Genomic DNA, 17181 nt, shown 5'->3' on the forward strand with positions numbered 1-17181 from the left:
GTTTATTTCAAAATCAACCCGTTATAAATTTCCAGCTTGATAATCACTTCACGGCTCGGCCTAAACCAAGTTATCATCCTGCGTGTGTTTATCCTATCAGCAACCGCTCATTTTAATATCAACTGGCAGTCACATCTTAACGCTATTTAGACCCGATCAGCTCGTTCAATCTCATTCTTAGTTGGAATCGATGGTTGCGCACCTAATTTTTGAACAGCTAAGGAAGAAGCTCGGTTCGCAAACCGAACCGCAGCAGCCAAATTACTAAAATCTGGCTTCAGAACTGAACTTAGCGCACCAATAAAGGTATCACCAGCCGCAGTCGTATCAACAGCTTCAACCTTATAAGCGGGTACAAAACCATGTTCGGTGCCACGCATCCAAAATGCCCCCTTGCTCCCAACAGTAATAATAATGTTAGCAACACCGAGCGCTTGCAACTTCTGTGCCCCCTGAATCATCGATTGTTCATCAGTAATGTGCACGCCAGTCAACGTCTCAGTCTCAGTTTCGTTGGGGACAATTAAGTCCGTCGTTGCTAGTAGTTCTGTTGGTACCGTTGTTGTAGCAGGGGCCGGATTTAAAATCGTTTTTTTGTTAGCGGCACGCGCCAATTCAAAGCCCCGAATCGTCGCCGTAATCGGTGTTTCAAACTGCGCAATCAGAAAAGTACTAGCATCAATTGCCGGTCGCGCTCGTTCCACATCTTCAGCCGTAACTTGCTGATTTGTCCCACCGTCAATTAGAATGCGGTTTTCACTGCTACTATCTAACAAAATGAACGCTGAGCCAGTGCTGGCTATATTACTATGTTGAACATATTGATCATCAACACCACTATTCGTCAGCTGTTGCACCATAAACGCACCTTCCTGATCAGTGCCAACCTTACCGATAAAAGTGGTCTGAGCCCCAGCCCGGGCTGCCGCAATGGCTTGGTTAGCCCCTTTACCACCACCAGCAACGCTCTTTCCAGTTAATGGCAAAGTCTCGCCGGGCTTGGGAAAGCGCTTGAAGCGTAAAATCGAGTCAACATTCAAACTACCTAGTACGGTTACTTTATTCATGATTATTCGTCCTTTCAGTATTCAACTGTTCTAATTTTAGCAAACTGGCTGAAGACGCGCACTTGTTTTACTAATATTTTAAACACTAAAAAACGTGGTTCCTTGATTTATCATCAAAGAACCACGTCATTTCATCATTAATCTGGATAGTTAGCAGCTTCGTATACTTCTGATACGTCGTCGTTATCTTCCAATTCATCAATCATGTGTTGTAACTTTTCAACCTTATCAGCCGGTACATCCGTTAAGTTTTCAGGAATCATGGTCAATTCAGCCGTTTCCAACTTATAACCATTAGCTTCAAGTGCATCCCGAACGGCCGCTAATTGTTTAGGATCAGTGTAAATTTCAAACGCTTCGTCGCTTGATTGTAAATCGTCGCCACCAGCATCTAAAACGTCCATCAACATCGTATCTTCGTCGGTATCTAAGTCTTCGCGACTGATCACGATGTAACCCTTACGATCAAACATGTAACTAACGGCACCAGTCGCCGCCAATGCGCCACCATGATGCGTGAACGCTGAACGAACAGCTGCAGCAGTCCGGTTTTTATTATCAGTTAATGCGTGAACCAGAACGGCGATACCACCAGGGCCGTAGCCTTCGTAAGTAACTTCTTCGTAGTTCTCCGCACCGGAGCCACTACCTTTATCAACCGCCCGTTTAATATTATCTTTAGGCATGTTGGCAGCTTTGGCCTTATCCATAACTAACCGCAATTGCGCGTTAGAATCTGGATCAGGACCCCCGGCTTTTACAGCCATATAAAGTTCACGGGAAATCTTTTGGAAGACTTTCCCACGTTTAGCATCTTGGGCGTTCTTACGTCCTTGAATGTTATGCCATTTTGAATGTCCTGACATGTGTGACTCCTTCTTTCATATTTATTTTCAATTTAGTAGATAAACATACGTAAAGTATAATAGCAAAAAAAGCGAGCGATTTCAAGCACTAGACCCAATGATAGCCAAGTTCTACTCTTTGACTTCAGATTACTGAACAAATTAGCAGGTAACCATGAACTAGTTTCCTGCAACTGTTGACGAACCAATCTCCCTACTCCCTATGGCCGTAAGTAAGCGTAACCCTCAGCTTGTAAATCCACAATTCGCACCACGCCAGCAGGTACGATAGTTACAGTAGCTGGGAGTTGCGCTTTACTTATCTGGTGACTAATCATGGCATTATGACAAGCATCAATTTCAACCTGCGGTAACGTCAGTCGTAACCCATCCCAGACAGACGTTGTTAACGTTGTAATCGCTGGCCCATTAACCACAACCACTACCGTACTTGTCGGTCGTACCGCCACAAAGTTTTGAACATTACTAATCGCCATTGCAACCTTAGCAGGTTCATCGACATGTACTACTAAGTTAGTCATTTAACCGACCTCCTTCTAGCGACCGCACCTCAAGCGCACGTAGATAATGATAACTGCTCAACATATTAGCACAAGTCGCATCCGTTTCGTCCGGCACCTCGTAGATCATCGTAGCGTGTGGATTAAGAACTGGCAGTACTCGTGGCCAATCAATCAACCCCTGGCCTAAGGGTAAACTATCATGACGCTGGCCCATTGAATCCACCAGATGATAATGCTGAATGAGCGGTTTCAAGCGCTTCAAAGTCAGTATGGTCAATGCCATATCACCATGTAATGCAATAAAAACATGACTCAAATCACAAACTAGTGGATAATGATGTTGAATGATTCGCTCGTCTAGTTGCGGGTCACCATACATAAAACTAGCAGTTATCCCATTTTCAATCATCACGTGACCGTTCGCCTGCCGAACCAACTCATCTAAACGTTCAAAAACAACGGCACGAGCCGCATCCAATGACTCATATTCCTTAATTAAAGGAACACTATCACTACCATAACCACCATGCACCAAAATTTTAACATCTAATTCAGTTGCTAGTTCGAGTAACTGAGCCGTACTCGTTTGTAGAAACTGATACGCCCCCGCTTCACGGTGTGGGTCGAGTAACTGATCAAGATGGACGCCTTGATAACTCATCGGGTGATGAATCACAATTTGTTCGGTGACATTAGTCTTTACAAATTGGACCGCCGCTTTGAGTGCTTGAAACGCTGCCGGTTCAAAATCTGCTGCACTGGTAAAAAACTCAAACACCTGCGGCCGATATTGTAATCGATTCATTAATTGGGCGGGGTCCTGGGCCGCTTTTAAGCCTAACTGAATTTTTCCGGGACGCTGCCGCATTACTAATTGTGTCATCCGTCTAACTCATCCTTTCAGTCATTCCAAGCAAAAAAGGTTTGGAATATTTATTCCAAACCTAGTATAACGCTATCGTTCTTAGTTATGCCAACATCACTCGTTGACACGCAGACCAATTAGTCCGCCGATTTAGTTGAACCACGCCGCACAATGCCATATGGTAAGGTCACAGTTTTCTCATCAAGTTCCTTATCATTCATCAATTTCGTTAACATCCGCATGGCAACAGCACCGATATCATACAACGGTTGAGTAATCGACGTGATTGCTGGCCGCGTAATTTGGGTAATAATCGTATCATTACTTGTAATCACTTCTAAGTCATCGGGAACATTGATTCCAGATTCCATGCTAGCATTAATAATACCAGCAGCCATCTCATCGTCACCAACAAAAACCGCTGTCGCACCACTATCAGCAATAACTGGTTGCAACTTCCGACCAGCATCATATGAATAGCCAGCTTCATACACCAGGGCATCATCAAATGGAATCTTAGCTTTAGTTAAGGCCCGTTTGTAACCTGTTAGTCGGTACTCAGCATTGATCGACTGTGATAATGAACCTAAGGCCAACGCAATCTTCTTATGGCCACAATCAATTAGACTAGTGACGGTCTCTTCGACGGCCGCCACATAATCAATATTAACACTTGGGGTTTCATTATGCGGATCAACCGTTCCGGCTAATACGACTGGCGCTTTGGCACGTTTGAATTCGGCCCGCAACTTGTCATCGATATGGTTACCCATGAAAATAACTCCATCAACTTGCTTAGCCATCAAGGTATTCAACACATTGACTTCTTGTTCACCAGCATCATCAGAATTGGTCAAGATAATATTATACTTGTACATCATCGCAATATCATCAATCCCACGTGCCAACGAAGCAAAGTAAATATTTGTCACATCAGGAATAATAACACCCACCGTGGTTGAGCGCTTACTTGCTAACCCTCGTGCGACCGCATTTGGCCGGTAGTCTAACCGTTCAATAACGGCCAACACCTTTTTCCGCGTTGCAGGTTTGACATTCGGATTGCCATTGACGACCCGTGAAACTGTGGCCATTGAAACCGCCGCTTCACGTGCCACATCATAAATTGTTACTGTTTGTTTTTCCATATAAAAATAGCCCTTTCTTGCTTGGTATCATATGTTTTCATTCGTTTTCATGCAACATCAACCAATATAGCAAAATTACGCTTCCAATGCAACTTAAGATTGTTATTGAAATCGCTTTCATGAAAATAATACCGTACTTGTTTTCAAAATGCAAGATTTACCACACGAAGATTGTTATTTTAGGCTCATTATTCTCAGCTTTTTATCATCAACAGCGCTATACTAGTATTATTATCAATAATTTATCTTATCTAAGGAGTGTTTGAATTGGCAGATTATACGAAACTGCAACAAGTTCGTCAATGGACCCAGGATAACCACGTTGACGTCACCTACATTAGTAATTTTCACACAATTTCATATTTAACTGGATTTGAGAGCAATCCCTACGAGCGGACATTGGCTTTGTTTGTTTTCGCAGATGCGGAACCATTCCTCTTCGCCCCCGCCCTTGAAGTTGAAGCCATCAAGGATATGGGCTGGCCCTATAAAGTTTTTGGCTACTTAGACCATGAAGAACCATACGCCTTAATTGCCGATCACATTAACGCACAGTTAACTGATCCTAAAGTTTGGGCACTTGAAACGGGCAACTTGACGTTAGATCGCTTTAATGCACTCAAACGCCAATTTCCAGCCGCTCGCTTTGATAAGGACTTATCTCCTTACATCCAACAATTACGCCTCGTCAAAACGGCTGATGAACTTGACAAGTTAAACATTGCCGGTAAGTGGGCCGACTTTGCCTTTGAACAAGGCTTTGCTGCCGTCACGGCTGGCCGGACTGAACAACAGATCGCCGCTGAATTACAATACGCCCTCATGAAAAAGGGCATCATGGAAATGAGTTTTGATACCTTAGTCCAAGCTGGTGAACACGCCGCTAATCCCCATGGTGCGACTAATGAAACTCAAGTTAAACCGAATGAATTAGTCTTATTCGATCTTGGTGTCATGTACAAAGGCTATGCTTCTGATGCCTCCCGAACGATTGCTTACGGTCAACCAACCGCTAAGCAAAAAGAAATCTTTGATGTCTGTCTGGAAGCTAACTTAACTGCTCAGGCGGCTATCAAACCGGGCATGGCGGCCGAAGATGTCGACAAGATTGCTCGCGATATCATTACTAAGGCTGGCTATGGTGAATACTTCATTCACCGGTTAGGTCATGGTATTGGGCAAACTGACCATGAGTTTCCTTCAATTATGGCTGGCAATCATATGCCCCTAGTTGAAGGCATGTGCTTCTCCGTTGAGCCCGGCATTTACATTCCAGGTGTTGCTGGTGTTCGAATCGAGGACTGTGGAGTTGTCACTAAAGAAGGCTTTAAGCCATTCACCCACACGCCAAAGGAACTAAAAGTTTTAGATTTGTCATAAATTTGATAAAAACCGGTCGCTACGGAACTTTCCGTAACGGCCGGTTTTTAACTTGTGTTTAATTTACAACTAACTAGGTAGGTTATGTTACCACTATTATATCAACTATTCAGGTAACGGATGCTGTTCTTCGTAGTCTGCAACCTCTTGTAATAGTGCGTCAGTCTGTTTCAATGGCAACACATCGCAATTCACAGCGGCCTCACTACCAGCTTGACTAGCATGCCGGTAAACGTCTATTTTGTGATTAACTTTTTGCAGATTTAATAACGATTGATGAATTTGAGCTTCAACTGCTTGCCGCTGCGCTTCAAACATCGCTAATCGCTGGTTGATCGTCTCGTCGCCAGCAGCACACCAACTGATGAATTGACGAATATCTTCCAAGGGCATCCCAGTCTGTTTAAGACACCGAATCAATGCCAACGAATCTAAATCATCATCGTTAAAGACTCGCCGCCCCTGCTTATCACGTTTAACAAACGGGGTTAAGCCAGCTTTATCATAGTAACGTAATGTATAGCTTGAAATACCGGTCTTCTTAGCGACCGCGCCGATTGAATACAACTTAATTCCTCCTCAAAACAGATGGGACACCGAGCCGTTGCTCCGTGTCCCATTTAAGATTACGATACCTATTTGGTTGGTGTCGTATCATCAGTTGGTTGCGCATCATCAGCCGTTGCATCAACTGACGCTGGTGCATCCGTTGCTTTTTCGGCAGTTTCAGTCGCATCCGTTGCGGCTGACGTTGTCGCTTGGGCAGCATCTTGATAAGCCGCGCCCCCGTCGATGACAATGTCAGGATCATTGGCTTCGTCGTCTTCGACTTTAGTTAACTCCGATCGTAGGCTGTCCGTGGCCTGATCAAGGCTTGATCCAAAGCTTGCGCCAGTCTCTTGCTTGGCCGCTTGATATTGATCCGCAAAATCGGCAACTTTACGCTTAGCGTCTTCATATTGCTGACCCGCTTCAGTTTTGAAATCTTCAGATGCATCTGCTGCATAAAAGGCGTAATCAATCGCTCGATCTTTAAAATCTGCAATGCCCTGTTGTGCCTTCGCCTTTAACATCGCCTTTTTGTCATCATCCATTTTCATAACGGCAGTTGCAATTGCAGCTCCGCCCAAAACAACACCTAATAAGAATCCCTTTTTCGACATAATTAAGACTCCTCACTATTATTTTTTGACCGTCGATTGCGGTAAACATCAAAGGCGGCCTTACCAACTTTACTTGCGCTTGAGAACTTACTCCGCTTTTCATTAGTCTTGCCAATTTTGGCAGTCAATTCACGGGTGGCGGAGTTAAGATCAGAAACGCTTTGTCCCAAATCGCCCATGGCTTGAAATGCTGGATCAATGGTGGCCACTTTACCATTAACATCTTTCAATAGCTCGTTGGCATTGGCCATAATCTTTTCAGTCTCATGTGATAAGGCATCGACATCATCCGTAATGTTATTTAAACTTCGGTTGACTTCCCCCATCGTTTTAGTAATCCGCATTAAGAAAATCCCAATAAAACAAACTAGTAATAAGAATGCAATGGCGGCAATAATGCCCGCAATGTGTGTAATCATCCTAAAATTCCTCCTTCGACAGCCACTATATTAGAACTAGCATAGCATTGTCTTTAGTATACCGCAATTAAAAAAGTGCTTACAACCTTCGTCTACTCCCGATAGAATCGGAGCCGCTTATTCACGACTTGGTTGACCGCGTCAAATCTGATAAACTAGTGAACAGACAACAATAACGAGGGTGAAGATATGTTTAATCCAATTAACTTAGCAGTGGTCGAAACACCAACTAAACAAGTTTCGGTGTGGATGAAGCTAGCTAAGAAGATTGACTGGCAACAAATTATTATTAATATTGGTGGCAAAATACTTGAAATCGTCCTGTTTATTTTACTATTTTGGGTGATTGACCGGCTAGGAAAACGCCTGATTCATCATTTGTTTTTAACAAATGCGAATACTAGTGACACGGCGAACAACCGTATTTCAACGATTTTTACCTTATCATTGAATATCTATCACTACGTCATCATGTTTTTCGGCATCTATGCCGTTCTTTCAGTTCTAGGGGTTCCCGTAGGCACATTGATTGCTAGTGCCGGGATTTTCAGTGTGGCATTAGGTCTAGGTGCCCAAGGCTTTGTCAGCGATATCGTTACTGGATTCTTTATCTTACTTGAAGACCAGATTGATGTAGGTGATTACGTCAAAATCGAAACAATTGAAGGCACTGTCTCAGCAATTGGGCTCCGGACTACTCAGGTCACTAGCCCTGATGGGACCTTGAACTTCATTCCTAATCGCAAGATTTTGATTATTAGTAACCAATCCCGCAACGACATGCGCGTCTTGATTGACCTCTATATTCTGACCACGACACCCGTTCAAGATTTAACGAACGTGGTCCGAGAAACGAATTCTGACCTTGTGCCTCAGTATCCTGATATCATCGGCGAACCCGACATCCAAGGGGTGACTACACAGGCCGATGGGACATTGGTCTTCCGGGTCCAGTTTTACGTTAAAAACGGAATGCAATTTGCAATTCAGCGCGATTTTTTAGCAGCCTATTTGGATGCAGCCCGAGCCGCAGGAATTCAACTGCCCTCACCACGACTGAATATCGCACCAACGCATAAATAAACAACATCAAAACTAGCCCGCACCTCGGTCGCTCAAAGATGAGTGCTGACGTGCGGGCTTCATTTACGAAATAACTAGCTAAAAACAACGCACCAGACTAAACTTGTTAGTCTGGTGCGTTGTTTAGAATTATTTGTGCAAAGCGTTTCGGTGAGTCAAGAAACCAGTCATTGCATTGACGCCACTCATAATGGCAGCCGTGTGTGGCACCATGTTTTCCGAGTGTAATGAATACGGGCTGTCGACCCCCAACCAGAACATTGTCCCTGGAATCTGATGAATCAAATAACCGAAATCTTCACCGGTCATTGCTGGTTTTGTTTCAATGAAATTGACATCGTCATCATCCTGCATGTACTGGATAAAATCAGCAGTAATCACGTCATTATTTTCCACTGGATAATAACCACCCTGATTGAGCTTTAAATCAATATTGCAGTCATAAGAGAGTGCTACGCCTTCAGTAATCGTCCGAACACGCCGTTGAATATGCAGGTTCATCTCCTGCGTTAATGCCCGAATCGTCCCATCGATCTGCGCCTCACCGGCAATCACATTGCCAATCGTCCCCGCCGTAAAGTGACCTAATGTCACCACACCACTTTGAATCGGGTCCACGTTGCGCGCTACGATCGTCTGCAGCTGGGAGACTAACGCTGCCCCAGCGACGACCATATCATTGGCTTGATGTGGATATGCAGCATGGCCACTCTTTCCACTCAAGTGCGCATGGATCTCACAAGTGCCGGCAAACAACGTGCCCATCCGACAACCGATTGCCCCCGTTGGTAGGTTCGGATTGTCATGAAATGCAAAGATTTCATCCGGCATCCAATCACCAGTTAAAGCTCCGCTCTCATATAAGCGCTGACCACCCGACGCATTTTCTTCGGCCGGCTGGAACATGAAGACCATGTCAGTGGCCGGTCGATTTTCCGCAAAATAACTGAGAATTCCCAGCGCTACTGACATATGAATATCATGTCCGCACGCATGCATCACCCCTGGATGGGTCGATGCAAATGGTAAACCCGTATTTTCAGTAACTGGTAACGCATCGATGTCAGTTCGATAACCGATTCGATAATCATGCTTTAAACCACTGACTTTCACTAAAATCGCCGTATCCAAAGTTGGAATGGTTTTGATTGTCAGCCAATCTTGAGGCATCTTGCCAATAATCGACAATAAATAAGCCTGTGTTTCATGTTCTTGTAAGCCGATTTCCGGAATTTGGTGTAAGTGTTGATAAATTGGAATTAGATCGGTTTCCCGTAAGACCATTGTTTATCCCTCCACCATTAAAGATTCCGTAATTCTGCCATTAATTCAGTCTTGCTCTTCGTCTTATCATCAATATCTTTCAACTTACGAGCAGGAACCCCACCGACTACGGTGTTAGGAGCGACGTCTTCAATGACGATCGCACCCGCAGCCACAACGGCACCCTTACCAACATGCACGCCTTCAAGTACGGCCGCATTGGCACCGATCAGCACGTCGTCATCGATTTGAACTGGTTTAGCCGAAGGTGGCTCTACCACGCCAGCTAACACAGTACCAGCGCCAATATGACAGTTCTTACCAACAATTGCGCGACCACCAAGAATGGCACCCATGTCAATCATCGAGCCTTCACCGATTTCGGCACCAATGTTGATCACGGCCCCCATCATAATGACCGCATTGTCGCCAATTAATACTTGGTCACGAATAATCGCACCGGGTTCGATCCGCGCATTGTATTGCTTTAAATCTGCCATTGGTACGGCTGAATTGCGCGCGTCATTTTCTAATTCGTAATCTTCGATATTTGCAGCGTTAGCCTTTAAGAACGGTTCAACATCCGCCCAGTCACCAAATAAGACGCCAGCATTACCACTAAAGAACGTTTTGATACTTGCTGGAACGTTTAATTGGTCTAAGGCACCCTTCACATACACTTTTACGGGTGTTTTCTTCTTCGCACTGCCAATATAGTTAATAATTGATTGTGCATCTAATTTTGCCATCGGAGACCCTCCAAAAATTTATTTAGCTTTTTCGCTAGTGGAAAAATCCTTCTCAATCATATCATACTGTTTGCCGATTTCATGGGTCAGAAAATTAAAACTCTTCATGAATTCACGTCGGGTGACAATTCCTTGAAAAATTTGCTGCTCATCAACGACTGGGACAAACGGATTATCGATCATTAGGTGTAATGTCTCTTCAACATCATCGACATTTTGAACCGTCTTCACCCGCGTCTCCATCACATCACAAACACGTTTTTGTAATAAAATCTCAGTATTCAATTGGTCAAAGCCCAACATTTGTTCCGTAATCAGCGGTAACGACACTAGCCCTTCAAAGTGGCCACCATGATCGAGTACCGGAATTTTTGAATATTTGACCTTTGTTAAAACTAAAAATGCGTGATACAAGTTATTATTAGTTTGAACGTTCGCGACCACGTCAGCCGGGATCAAATAATGGTCCGCGTTGCGTGACAATAAGTCCGCAACTGGTTGAATTAACATACAAGCGCCTCCTTAACTAAGCTCATTCTCTTATTTTAACCGTAAAGTCACTAAGTTAAGCTCTAAAATCAGCTTTTTTACCGCTTTTTAATCAGCAAAATGAAATTTTAGTTCTGGCACTGCCTGCATCTGCCGATCATAATATTGAACATCGATTCCTGCTGAGGTGGTGGTGACAAGTGCATAGGTACCGCCAATCCGTGCAAACTCTCCACGTGGATAGGTGATACTACCGGGATTAAGCACTAACACACCGCCATGCCGTTCGACCCCCAGTTGATGGGTATGCCCAAAGAACGCTAATACGGCATGCTGCGCCGTGGCATTTGCCAATAGATGTGCCAAACCCATATTTACACCAACTAAGTGCCCATGGGTCATATAGACTGAAACGCCATCAATCGTTGGATTAACCTCATCAGCTAACGCCGTATCAAAATCCATATTTCCTTGAACCACAAACATTTCTTCAAACAACGGGTCATCATGTGGTAATTCAGAATCACCACAGTGAAAGAAAGCATCAACCTGACCACGGTATTCATCAAGTAATCGTACCAACACATCTCGATCACCATGACTGTCACTTACAACTAAACATTTCATGCCTTTGCCCACCATTCATCGAATTTAGTCATCAGCTGGCGTAAGGCCGCCCCCCGGTGACTGATTTGATTCTTTTGTGCTGGCGTTAATTCCGCCAATGATTTTTGAAACTTACTCGACCAGAACAACGGATCGTAACCAAAACCATTGTCACCACGCGGTGCAATTAAAATCCGTCCAGCCAATTCACCGTTAACCACCAGTTTTTCACCACTCGGCTTAAGGGCGACCAGCGTTGTATGAAAAGTCGCAGTGCGCTTAGCCTCAGGAACACCGCCCAGATTTGCTAGTAATTTAGCATTGTTGGCAGCATCGTCATGATCACCAGCATATCGCGCTGAGAATACCCCAGGATCACCATGCAACGCTGTGACCATCAAACCGGAATCATCAGCAATTGCCGGTAGCCCAGTTGCTTCAACCACGACCGTTGCTTTTTTAGTGGCGTTTTCTTCAAATGTAATCCCATTTTCTTTAATATCTGGAATATCTGGGAAGTCCGCCAACGTTTTGATGGTGATATCATATGGCGCCAGCATCGCACTAAATTCGCGGGCCTTATTCGCATTATTTGTGGCAATAATTAATGTTTGTGGTTTAGTCATTCGTTTCACTCCCTAAATCAATATGTTGCGCGTGGAAATTCGGTTGGCCTAACCAGTCGCGAGCAATGGCTTCAAATTGTTCGGCCGCCCCAGTTGTATAATATTCATCTGGATAACGCTTGGTAGAGCTGTCGTTAGCAATATCTAAATAATCAAGTACGGCCGAAACATCGTTCACCGTTTCCGCACCAGAATCAATCAGCGTTACTCCTGGACCCATGACATTTTGAATGAGTGGCCGTAATAATGGGTAATGCGTACAGCCCAAAACAAGCGTGTCCACATCTTGTTTTTTTAACTGTTTCAAAGATGCCGCAACGACACGTTTGGCAACTGTCGAGTGGTATTCGTTGGACTCAACCAACGGCACAAACTTCGGACATGCCTGCGAAATCACCGTGGCAGTCGGATCCTTCGTTAAAATCGCATCCCGATAAGCGTTACTACGAATCGTTCCCTCAGTTGCAATCACGCCGATCCGATTGTGTTGTGAAGCCTTTAATGCCGCCCGTGAACCAGGGGCAATTACTCCAATCACCGGAATTGACAACCGTTGTCGTAAAGCTGGCAACGCCGCGGCTGTCGCCGTGTTACAAGCAATCACTAGCATTTTGATTTGTTTTGCCATCAGAAAATCAGCCATTTGCCAAGCAAAGGTCCGGACTTGTTCTGCTGGTCGCGGACCGTACGGCAAACGTGCCTGATCACCAATAAAATAAACCGTTTCACGAGGGAGCTGCTTCAACGCCTGTTTGACCACGGTCAGCCCACCGACCCCCGAATCCATGAATCCAATTGCATGTTCATTTGCCATTTTAAAAATCTCCGTTCACTGAATTCTGAAACTTTATTATGGTCTTTTTTGAAATTGATTTCAAGCCAGACCAATTGCGACGAAATTGTAAAGTTTCCGTTGATAAAATGAAAAAAGCCGACACATTGGTGGAAACGGGGTATAATATTGATTATACAGTGGTCAGGGTACCACGATTTTTTGCATGGAAAGGAATTATCATGACGAACGACTTTTATTCTCAATTTGCGGGTAACTCAATCAAAGCTTCCGTCCTTAGTGTGGAAATCTTGCGAGATGCCTTACTACCAAAATTATTGGGTGATGACAGTAGTGGCATCCTTTACTGGGCTGGTAAAGACTTGGCACGCCAGTTTCCTGTCGCTAGTGATGATGATCTTGTTACCTTTTTTGAGCAGACCGGCTGGGGGCATCTCATCATTGTTAACACGGCCGATGATTTGATCACCTATGAACTGACAGGTGAACCGGTTGCTCGCCGTAGCGCCACAATTGAATCACCAGATTTTATGCTAGAGACTGGCTTTTTAGCTGAACAATCAGCCCTTCGTACTAACTGTGTCAGTGAAGCTAAAATTACGTTTCAAAATCGAATGCGCTTAAGAATTTCAGTTACCATTGATCATAACCAACCCATCATCAATCACGATCCCGCAACACCAATCGAAATCGTGCGACCACAGGTTGAAATTGATGATGCCCAACCTGAAGAAGCGCAATAAAAAGGACGGCCACGTGGTCGCCCTTTTTTTGCGCTGGGGACATCTGCTTACCAACCAAACATTCAGACGAACATCACCACTGACAGTCACATTTCTTAATGGTTGAACTACAAAAGGCCGCTATTCTTCAATCAAGAATAACGGCCCCCAGATCGCCACTAAAATAACAGCGACCTTATTTTATAAATATTGAGCTAAAGTTTGTTTAATTTGATCCTTAGAATGGTAGCCAACTAAGGTATCAACGACTTCGCCATCCTTCTTAACTAACAAGGTTGGAATACTCATGATACCAAAGTTGCTGGCCGTTTCAGGATTTGCGTCAACATCCATCTTATTGAATGTCACCTGGTCACCCATTTCATCAGCTAATTGTTCCACCACTGGTGATTGCATCCGACAAGGACCACACCATGTTGCCCAGAAGTCAGTTAACGTTACGCCTGAAGCCGTATCCGTTGTAAAAGTTTTATCAGTAGTTGCTGCGACCATTGTAATCGGCCTCCTTTAGACTTTATCTGTTACTAATAGTAAGTATACCAGTAACCATGTAGAACACAAACAATTTGTCCACGATCAAAAATATCTGGGTTATGAACATTACCAATCATCACTGATCCACTCAGCCTATGTGGGTCACGGGCTACTTAAATTGCACTTCGGTCGCACCGTTACCCCCATGATTAGGGGCGGCAAAGTGGAACGACTTAACTTGCCGGTTGGATTTCAGATAATTAGTAATACCGTCACGTAACGCGCCCGTCCCCTTTCCATGAACAATCGTCACGGATGGATATCCAGCTAATAACGCCGCATCAATATACCGATCGACTTGGGTCATCGCATCTTCATAACGAACCCCCCGTAAATCTAAGTTCGGGGAGACATGACTAGCGTTGGCACTTTGAACAGTCGCCCGCGCTCGCTTCGGTTCTTCCGGTTTGACTCGCTCCAAATCACCGTCACTAATTTTCATCTTCAAAATACCAAGTTGGACTTCCCACTCATGTTTACTCATCTGACGCATCAATACACCGCGTTGGCCATACGACTTCACCAACACATCATCGCCTTCATGGAAATCATGCTGCGCTTTAGCCCGGCGCAAGACCCGATTATTTTTAAGCTTAGGCTGTTGTTCTAAAGCATTCAATGCACCCTTCGCATCGATTAATTCGTTTTCTTTAACTGTCGCTGTCCCACTAGCCAATTGTTTCTTACGCAACTCACTAATGATGGCATCCGCCTTGGTCTTACTCTGCTCAACAATTGTATTAGCCTGCACCTTAGCATCTTCGATCAACTGATCCTTGCGTTGCTGATAAGCATTGAACTCACTCTTCAACTGCCGGTGCAGTTTCTCGGAATCCGCCATTTGTGTCTTCAAATGCAATTGTTCATCCTCGACCTGCTTACGCTTCTTCACTAAATCCGCAATCATTGCGTTAAGGTCTTGACTATCCGTATCCGTCAATGAGCGGGCTTGATCAACAATTGTTTGGGGAATTCCCAACCGTTGCGCAATATCTAACGCATTGCTCCGACCAGGAATTCCGACCAACAACCGGTACGTCGGTTTAAGCGTTTGCTCATCAAACTCCATACTAGCATTGATCGTATCAGGACGGTTAAATCCATAAGCTTTAAGTTCTGGATAATGGGTGGTTGCCACGACTTGGGTTCCCTTGGCGCCGATGGCATCCAAAATAGCAATCGCCAGCGCCGCCCCTTCCTGTGGATCAGTTCCAGCGCCCAATTCGTCAACCAGCACTAGGCTATGAGAATCGATCTGAGCTAAGAAACTTTCAATATTTTCCATATGAGATGAAAACGTACTTAAATTCTGCTCAATTGACTGTTCATCACCAATATCCGCAAAGATCTCATTATAAACGCCAACGCGACTCCCGGCCTCAACTGGAATAAACAATCCCGACTGGGCCATTAGTTGCAGTAATCCCAGCGTCTTCAGCGTGATCGTCTTCCCACCAGTATTAGGCCCCGTAATAACCATCGCTTGATAATCAGTTCCTAAACTAATGTCATTAGCGACGACTTTGCGAGGATCAATCAGGGGGTGGCGTGCTTGCCGTAGATAGACTTCGTTTTTGACTGAGACGGCTGGTTCGGTTGCCTTCATATCATGCGCATACCGGGCCTTGGCGTTAATAAAATCAAAGTGGCCAAGAATGGCCGCATTATTGATAATTTCATCTTGGTATGGCGCAATCAAGTTAGACAGATCTTCCAAGATACGCTGTTCTTCTTGTTTTTCTGCAACTTGATTTTGACGTAACCGGTCATTTAACGCCATGACCGCTTGAGGTTCAATAAACAGTGTCTGACCACTAGCCGATTGATCATGGACAATCCCCCCAAACCGACCACGGTTTTCAGCCTTAACCGGGATAACATACCGATCATTTCTAATCGTAATGATTGGATCACTTAAATACTTCGCATCATGACCACGCGTATAATGTGCCATTTGGTTACGGATTTCCGTCTCGGTACGCCGAATATTGCTCCGAATACGACTAAGTTCTGGTGAGGCCTCATCCGTAATATGACCATCACCTTCGATAGCAGTGGCGAGCCGCTTAGTCACTGCTGGTAAAGTGACTAATTCCGCAACCTCGTCAAATAGATGCCGAATATCATTTTCAGGAGCGTCTTCTAATAATTCGGCAAAAAAGCGTGTTATTGCCCGCGTCGTTCTTAAAACCCGCCCAACTTGACCGAGTTCACTCCCATTTAAAGTTGCACCAATCGCTAGCCGCTTCATATGCGGTTTAATATCTGCTAGGCGCGCGACAGGAATGCCGCCCTTTAACCGATAAACTTCGGCACCATCATTCGTCTCATCCAGGGCCCGTTGGATATCTGCAACGGCAGTCAGCGGTTGTAAATCATTGAGTGCCTGTTGACCAGTTGCCGAAACGAGGTATGGTGCTAATTGTTGTTTTACTTGTTGGTACTCTAACGTATTCAATACTTTGGAATTCACTGATATCCCTCCGAAGTTCCAATGAATTACGAAAAGCCGCAAAAAAACGGACAATGCAATTACTTGTCGGCATCATCCGTTTGCATTTTCAATAATTCAGCTTGTTTGTCCACCTGATCTGAAATCGCATTGAATGCAAGCAACGTCGCAATCTCCGTGTCCGACAAATCGGGGGCTAATTTTTTTAATTGTGTCACTTGTTCATTCATCATCCGCGTCACCGTTTGCATGTGCCGATCAGATGCCGTACCGATGATCGTGTAGGTATGACCATCAATTTCCGCTTTAAAACGGCGTTTGTTAGCAGTCATCAACATCCAACTTCCTTTCAGTAACAGTTAATATTCTAGCATGGTTACCATAATTTTGCGACCGTTAGAACCGCATGCGAGCCTTTAAAAAAGCCCGCGG

Annotated in this window: 20 protein-coding genes; 3 read left to right on the plus strand and 17 right to left on the minus strand. The window is 44.6% G+C overall.

What is annotated here, in order from left to right; translation table 11 throughout:
• Window positions 1-146: 146 nt before the first annotated feature.
• The 5 genes from rbsK to ccpA all read right to left on the minus strand — a co-directional run bounded on the left by rbsK (window position 147) and on the right by ccpA (window position 4449).
• Window positions 147-1067, minus strand: a complete 921-nt coding sequence (rbsK, locus tag RXV91_RS10010) for a ribokinase (RefSeq protein ID WP_316439755.1) — start codon at window positions 1065-1067, stop codon at window positions 147-149.
• A 137-nt stretch (window positions 1068-1204) separates the two neighbouring features.
• Entirely contained in the window at window positions 1205-1933 is a 729-nt protein-coding gene (locus tag RXV91_RS10015) for a YebC/PmpR family DNA-binding transcriptional regulator (protein ID WP_003641545.1), read from the minus strand.
• A gap of 200 nt (window positions 1934-2133) precedes the next feature.
• Entirely contained in the window at window positions 2134-2454 is a 321-nt protein-coding gene (locus RXV91_RS10020) for a DsrE family protein (protein ID WP_316439756.1), read from the minus strand.
• Window positions 2447-3319: a TIM barrel protein gene (locus tag RXV91_RS10025; RefSeq protein ID WP_316439757.1), complete on the minus strand. Its 873-nt coding sequence runs from the start codon at window positions 3317-3319 to the stop codon at window positions 2447-2449. The genes RXV91_RS10020 and RXV91_RS10025 overlap by 8 nt, the downstream gene beginning before the upstream one ends.
• Window positions 3320-3438: 119 nt before the next feature.
• Window positions 3439-4449 (minus strand): catabolite control protein A, encoded by a 1011-nt coding sequence (gene ccpA / locus RXV91_RS10030; RefSeq protein WP_316439758.1) that lies wholly within the window; start codon window positions 4447-4449, stop codon window positions 3439-3441.
• Between the two features lie 267 nt (window positions 4450-4716).
• Between ccpA and RXV91_RS10035 the strand changes: the two genes are divergently transcribed.
• Window positions 4717-5829, plus strand: a complete 1113-nt coding sequence (locus RXV91_RS10035) for a Xaa-Pro peptidase family protein (RefSeq protein ID WP_021732512.1) — start codon at window positions 4717-4719, stop codon at window positions 5827-5829.
• 105 nt (window positions 5830-5934) lie between these two features.
• Here the strand turns inward: RXV91_RS10035 and RXV91_RS10040 are convergent, their stop codons facing one another.
• From RXV91_RS10040 to RXV91_RS10050, 3 genes are all read right to left on the minus strand, one after another.
• Complete coding sequence (locus RXV91_RS10040) at window positions 5935-6396, minus strand: MerR family transcriptional regulator (protein WP_316439759.1); 462 nt, start codon at window positions 6394-6396, stop codon at window positions 5935-5937.
• A 68-nt stretch (window positions 6397-6464) separates the two neighbouring features.
• Window positions 6465-6992 carry a YtxH domain-containing protein gene (locus RXV91_RS10045; RefSeq protein ID WP_316439760.1) on the minus strand — a complete coding sequence of 176 codons (528 nt, stop codon included), beginning with the start codon at window positions 6990-6992 and terminating at the stop codon, window positions 6465-6467.
• A 2-nt stretch (window positions 6993-6994) separates the two neighbouring features.
• A complete protein-coding gene (locus RXV91_RS10050) occupies window positions 6995-7411 on the minus strand; it encodes a DUF948 domain-containing protein (protein WP_021732515.1) in 417 nt (138 codons plus the stop codon).
• Between the two features lie 189 nt (window positions 7412-7600).
• Between RXV91_RS10050 and RXV91_RS10055 the strand changes: the two genes are divergently transcribed.
• Complete coding sequence (locus RXV91_RS10055; RefSeq protein ID WP_316439761.1) at window positions 7601-8494, plus strand: mechanosensitive ion channel family protein; 894 nt, start codon at window positions 7601-7603, stop codon at window positions 8492-8494.
• A 129-nt stretch (window positions 8495-8623) separates the two neighbouring features.
• On the opposite strand, the gene RXV91_RS10060 is transcribed toward RXV91_RS10055, so the two are convergent.
• The 6 genes from RXV91_RS10060 to racE form a co-directional block, all read right to left on the minus strand.
• A complete protein-coding gene (locus RXV91_RS10060; protein ID WP_316439762.1) occupies window positions 8624-9778 on the minus strand; it encodes an N-acetyldiaminopimelate deacetylase in 1155 nt (384 codons plus the stop codon).
• Between the two features lie 17 nt (window positions 9779-9795).
• Window positions 9796-10506, minus strand: coding sequence for a 2,3,4,5-tetrahydropyridine-2,6-dicarboxylate N-acetyltransferase (dapD, locus tag RXV91_RS10065; protein ID WP_251897362.1), 711 nt, complete (start codon window positions 10504-10506; stop codon window positions 9796-9798).
• A gap of 18 nt (window positions 10507-10524) precedes the next feature.
• Window positions 10525-11016 (minus strand): cyclic-di-AMP-binding protein CbpB, encoded by a 492-nt coding sequence (gene cbpB, locus RXV91_RS10070; RefSeq protein WP_316439763.1) that lies wholly within the window; start codon window positions 11014-11016, stop codon window positions 10525-10527.
• A gap of 87 nt (window positions 11017-11103) precedes the next feature.
• Window positions 11104-11622, minus strand: a complete 519-nt coding sequence (locus tag RXV91_RS10075; RefSeq protein WP_316439764.1) for a metallophosphoesterase — start codon at window positions 11620-11622, stop codon at window positions 11104-11106.
• Window positions 11619-12227, minus strand: coding sequence for an XTP/dITP diphosphatase (locus RXV91_RS10080; protein ID WP_316439765.1), 609 nt, complete (start codon window positions 12225-12227; stop codon window positions 11619-11621). The genes RXV91_RS10075 and RXV91_RS10080 overlap by 4 nt, the downstream gene beginning before the upstream one ends.
• Window positions 12220-13041 (minus strand): glutamate racemase, encoded by an 822-nt coding sequence (gene racE, locus RXV91_RS10085; RefSeq protein WP_316439766.1) that lies wholly within the window; start codon window positions 13039-13041, stop codon window positions 12220-12222. The genes RXV91_RS10080 and racE overlap by 8 nt, the downstream gene beginning before the upstream one ends.
• Before the next feature lie 107 nt (window positions 13042-13148).
• Here racE and RXV91_RS10090 point away from each other — a divergent pair, with 107 nt between their 5' ends.
• Window positions 13149-13763 (plus strand): YslB family protein, encoded by a 615-nt coding sequence (locus RXV91_RS10090; RefSeq protein ID WP_316439767.1) that lies wholly within the window; start codon window positions 13149-13151, stop codon window positions 13761-13763.
• 180 nt (window positions 13764-13943) lie between these two features.
• Here the strand turns inward: RXV91_RS10090 and trxA are convergent, their stop codons facing one another.
• The 3 genes from trxA to zapA form a co-directional block, all read right to left on the minus strand.
• Window positions 13944-14255, minus strand: a complete 312-nt coding sequence (trxA, locus tag RXV91_RS10095; RefSeq protein ID WP_316439768.1) for a thioredoxin — start codon at window positions 14253-14255, stop codon at window positions 13944-13946.
• Between the two features lie 151 nt (window positions 14256-14406).
• The gene (locus tag RXV91_RS10100) at window positions 14407-16770 is read right to left on the minus strand and encodes an endonuclease MutS2 (RefSeq protein ID WP_316439769.1); all 2364 of its coding nucleotides are present in this window, start codon (window positions 16768-16770) and stop codon (window positions 14407-14409) included.
• A 59-nt stretch (window positions 16771-16829) separates the two neighbouring features.
• On the minus strand, window positions 16830-17081 hold the full coding sequence (gene zapA / locus RXV91_RS10105) for a cell division protein ZapA (protein WP_033609648.1): 252 nt from the start codon (window positions 17079-17081) through the stop codon (window positions 16830-16832).
• Window positions 17082-17181: the final 100 nt, after the last annotated feature.

It is taken from the genome of Lactiplantibacillus sp. DA1, assembly GCF_032681335.1.
GTDB lineage: Bacteria > Bacillota > Bacilli > Lactobacillales > Lactobacillaceae > Lactiplantibacillus.

Excerpts from the sequence above, each read along its gene's own strand:
- RXV91_RS10080 (WP_316439765.1), bottom strand. The coding sequence starts at position 12,227 with ATGACTAAACCACAAACATTAATTATTGCCACAAATAATGCGAATAAG.
- RXV91_RS10055 (WP_316439761.1), top strand. The coding sequence starts at position 7,601 with ATGTTTAATCCAATTAACTTAGCAGTGGTCGAAACACCAACTAAACAA.
- RXV91_RS10060 (WP_316439762.1), bottom strand. The coding sequence starts at position 9,778 with ATGGTCTTACGGGAAACCGATCTAATTCCAATTTATCAACACTTACAC.
- RXV91_RS10050 (WP_021732515.1), bottom strand. The coding sequence starts at position 7,411 with ATGATTACACACATTGCGGGCATTATTGCCGCCATTGCATTCTTATTA.
- RXV91_RS10020 (WP_316439756.1), bottom strand. The coding sequence starts at position 2,454 with ATGACTAACTTAGTAGTACATGTCGATGAACCTGCTAAGGTTGCAATG.
- RXV91_RS10075 (WP_316439764.1), bottom strand. The coding sequence starts at position 11,622 with ATGAAATGTTTAGTTGTAAGTGACAGTCATGGTGATCGAGATGTGTTG.
- RXV91_RS10090 (WP_316439767.1), top strand. The coding sequence starts at position 13,149 with ATGAAAAAAGCCGACACATTGGTGGAAACGGGGTATAATATTGATTAT.
- cbpB (WP_316439763.1), bottom strand. The coding sequence starts at position 11,016 with ATGTTAATTCAACCAGTTGCGGACTTATTGTCACGCAACGCGGACCAT.
- zapA (WP_033609648.1), bottom strand. The coding sequence starts at position 17,081 with ATGACTGCTAACAAACGCCGTTTTAAAGCGGAAATTGATGGTCATACC.
- RXV91_RS10045 (WP_316439760.1), bottom strand. The coding sequence starts at position 6,992 with ATGTCGAAAAAGGGATTCTTATTAGGTGTTGTTTTGGGCGGAGCTGCA.
- ccpA (WP_316439758.1), bottom strand. The coding sequence starts at position 4,449 with ATGGAAAAACAAACAGTAACAATTTATGATGTGGCACGTGAAGCGGCG.
- racE (WP_316439766.1), bottom strand. The coding sequence starts at position 13,041 with ATGGCAAATGAACATGCAATTGGATTCATGGATTCGGGGGTCGGTGGG.
- RXV91_RS10025 (WP_316439757.1), bottom strand. The coding sequence starts at position 3,319 with ATGACACAATTAGTAATGCGGCAGCGTCCCGGAAAAATTCAGTTAGGC.
- RXV91_RS10015 (WP_003641545.1), bottom strand. The coding sequence starts at position 1,933 with ATGTCAGGACATTCAAAATGGCATAACATTCAAGGACGTAAGAACGCC.
- dapD (WP_251897362.1), bottom strand. The coding sequence starts at position 10,506 with ATGGCAAAATTAGATGCACAATCAATTATTAACTATATTGGCAGTGCG.
- rbsK (WP_316439755.1), bottom strand. The coding sequence starts at position 1,067 with ATGAATAAAGTAACCGTACTAGGTAGTTTGAATGTTGACTCGATTTTA.
- trxA (WP_316439768.1), bottom strand. The coding sequence starts at position 14,255 with ATGGTCGCAGCAACTACTGATAAAACTTTTACAACGGATACGGCTTCA.